4 protein-coding genes are annotated in these 2,335 nt (G+C 66.9%); 2 read left to right on the forward strand and 2 right to left on the reverse strand.

Going from position 1 to position 2,335, the window contains the following annotated elements:
• Positions 1 to 66 precede the first annotated feature (66 nt).
• A complete protein-coding gene (locus EN994_RS27630; protein WP_013530167.1) occupies positions 67 to 1,017 on the forward strand; it encodes a trypsin-like peptidase domain-containing protein in 951 nt (316 codons plus the stop codon).
• 9 nt (positions 1,018 to 1,026) lie between these two features.
• Here EN994_RS27630 and EN994_RS27635 read toward each other — a convergent pair whose 3' ends face one another.
• Positions 1,027 to 1,452: a VOC family protein gene (locus EN994_RS27635; RefSeq protein ID WP_013530166.1), complete on the reverse strand. Its 426-nt coding sequence runs from the start codon at positions 1,450 to 1,452 to the stop codon at positions 1,027 to 1,029.
• Between the two features lie 66 nt (positions 1,453 to 1,518).
• Between EN994_RS27635 and EN994_RS27640 the strand changes: the two genes are divergently transcribed.
• A complete protein-coding gene (locus tag EN994_RS27640) occupies positions 1,519 to 2,145 on the forward strand; it encodes a TetR/AcrR family transcriptional regulator (RefSeq protein WP_063168769.1) in 627 nt (208 codons plus the stop codon).
• Here the strand turns inward: EN994_RS27640 and EN994_RS27645 are convergent.
• Positions 2,078 to 2,335 (reverse strand): LysR substrate-binding domain-containing protein (locus tag EN994_RS27645; RefSeq protein ID WP_245466096.1); only part of this gene is annotated, 258 nt, incomplete at its 5' end. The genes EN994_RS27640 and EN994_RS27645 overlap by 68 nt on opposite strands.

Here is a 2,335-nt window from a genome sequence, read left to right on the forward strand (position 1 = left end):
GTTTTGGGACAACGACGCGCACAGGAAAAAAATCATCCTTTCGCCCGAAAAATACGGAGCCCTTCCATGGCCCTCGCCGCAGCCAAATTCGAACCTGACGATACATTGCTCGACGCATATTCGACGACCGTTGCGGACGCCGTCGACCGCATCGGCCCGGCCGTCTGCCGCATCGAACGCGTCGGCGGCCAGGGCGGTCACGGCTCCGGCTTCGTCATCGCGCCGGACGGACTGGTCGTCACCAATTTCCACGTCGTCGGCGATGCCAGGACAGTGCGCGTCTCGATGCCGGACGGCGCCTCCCGCGAAGGCCGCGTGCTCGGCCGCGATCCCGACACCGACATCGCGCTGGTGCGCGCCGACGGCAGCTTTGCCGATGTCGCACCGCTCGCCGATTCCAAGCGGCTGCGGCGCGGCCAGATCGCCATCGCCATCGGCAATCCGCTCGGCTTTGAATGGACCGTCACCTCCGGCGTCGTCTCGGCGCTCGGCCGCTCCATGCGCGCCTCGACCGGCCGGCTGATCGACGACGTCATCCAGACCGACGCAGCGCTCAACCCCGGCAATTCCGGCGGGCCGCTGGTTTCGTCGGCCGGCGAGGTGATCGGCGTCAACACCGCCATGATCCATGGCGCGCAGGGCATCGCCTTCGCTGTCGCCTCCAACACCGCCAATTTCGTCATTTCGGAGATCATCCGCTTCGGCCGTGTCCGCCGCGCCTTCATCGGCGTCTCGGCCGACACTGCCAGTTTGCCGCGCCGCGCCGCCCTGTTGTCGCAAGTCTCGACCAGCACGGCGGTTCGCCTGCGCAGCGTCGAGAAGGACGGCCCGGCGGCCAAGGCCGGCCTGAAAGAAGGCGACATCATCGCCGCCATCGACGGCCGTCCTGTCACCGGCGTCGACGACCTGGTGCGCATGCTCGACGCCGAACGCATCGGCCGCGAGACGCTGTGCACCGTCGTGCGCCGCACCGGTGTCAGCCAGGTGACGGTGACGCCGGTGGCAAGGGCCAGTTGAGGCGGGCGCTCAGGCTCCCGCCACCCCTTCCGCATACTGCGCCAGAAACGCCTCGCTCGGCGGGATCGGCTTGATGACGTCGATCAGCACGCCATTGGGGTCCTTGGTGATGAAATGGCGCTGGCCGAAGGGCTCGTCGCGCAGCGAGCGCAGGATCGGCAGGCCGGCGGCGACGACGCGCTCATAGACAGCGTCCGGGTCGCGAACCTCGAAATTGATCAGCAGGCCCGAAGCGCGGCCCCGCCCCTCTTCCGGGATGGTCTCATGGTCGCCCTGGACGATGCCGAGATTGACTCTTCTGTCCTCCCCCGATTGCAGATGCACATACCAGTCGCTTTCGAACAGGGGCTGGAAGCGGAAATGCTTCACATAAAAGGCCGCCGTGCCGGCGACGTCGCCGGTCATCAGCACCGGGTAATAGCTCGTGGTCTTCATCTTTCCTTCTCCCGTCAATTAACATACAGTCTGCATGTAAACCGAATTAACATACAGGCTGCATGTATGCAACAAGATTTCGCGCGTCGTTCCAACCGCGACCGCACCGAAGCCACGCGCGCCCACCTGATTGCCGCGGCGCGAAAGCTGTTCACGGAGAAATCCTATTCCGAGACCGGCACGCCGGAGATCGTCGCCGCCGCCGGCGTGACGCGCGGCGCGCTCTACCATCATTTTGCCGACAAGCAGGCACTGTTTGCTGCCGTGGTCGAGCAGGAGGCGGCAGCGGTCGCCGAGGAGATCGAGCGCGCCTCGCCGCCATCGCTGTTTGCCCATGACGCGCTGATTGCCGGCTCCGACGCCTATCTCGCCGCCATGCGCGCGCCCGGACGCACGCGGCTGCTGCTGCTCGACGGCCCGGCCGTGCTTGGCCGCGCCGCCATGGACGCGATCGACAATCGCCACGGCAACCGCTCTCTGCGCGAAGGGCTGGTCGCGGCGATGCGGGCGCAGACGATGACGAGATTGCCGGCCGACGCGCTGACAGCACTGCTCGGCTCCGCCTGCGACCGTGCCGCCCTGGCCATCGAGGCCGGCGCCTCAGCGCAAGATTACCGCGCCGTGCTCATGGCGCTGATCGATGGGCTGTCTCGTGCTCCTCATCCGGCACCTCGCCCGGTTCGAACTCGTTGAAGCAGCCGAGCTGGCGCTTGAACTGGTCGATCAGCCAGGCCGCCGCCGGCTTCGGGCTGCGATCGCTGCGATGCATGGCAAACAGCGGCGAGCTCACCTCCCTGAAGGATTCGAGGTCGATCTCGACCAGCCGGCCGCTCGCCAGGTCGTCTGATATCAGCCAGCGCGGCAGCCCGCCCCAGCCCAGCCC

The sequence above is a fragment of the Mesorhizobium sp. M7A.F.Ca.CA.002.09.1.1 genome, from assembly GCF_003998555.1.
In the GTDB taxonomy this organism is placed as follows: Bacteria; Pseudomonadota; Alphaproteobacteria; order Rhizobiales; family Rhizobiaceae; genus Mesorhizobium; species Mesorhizobium ciceri.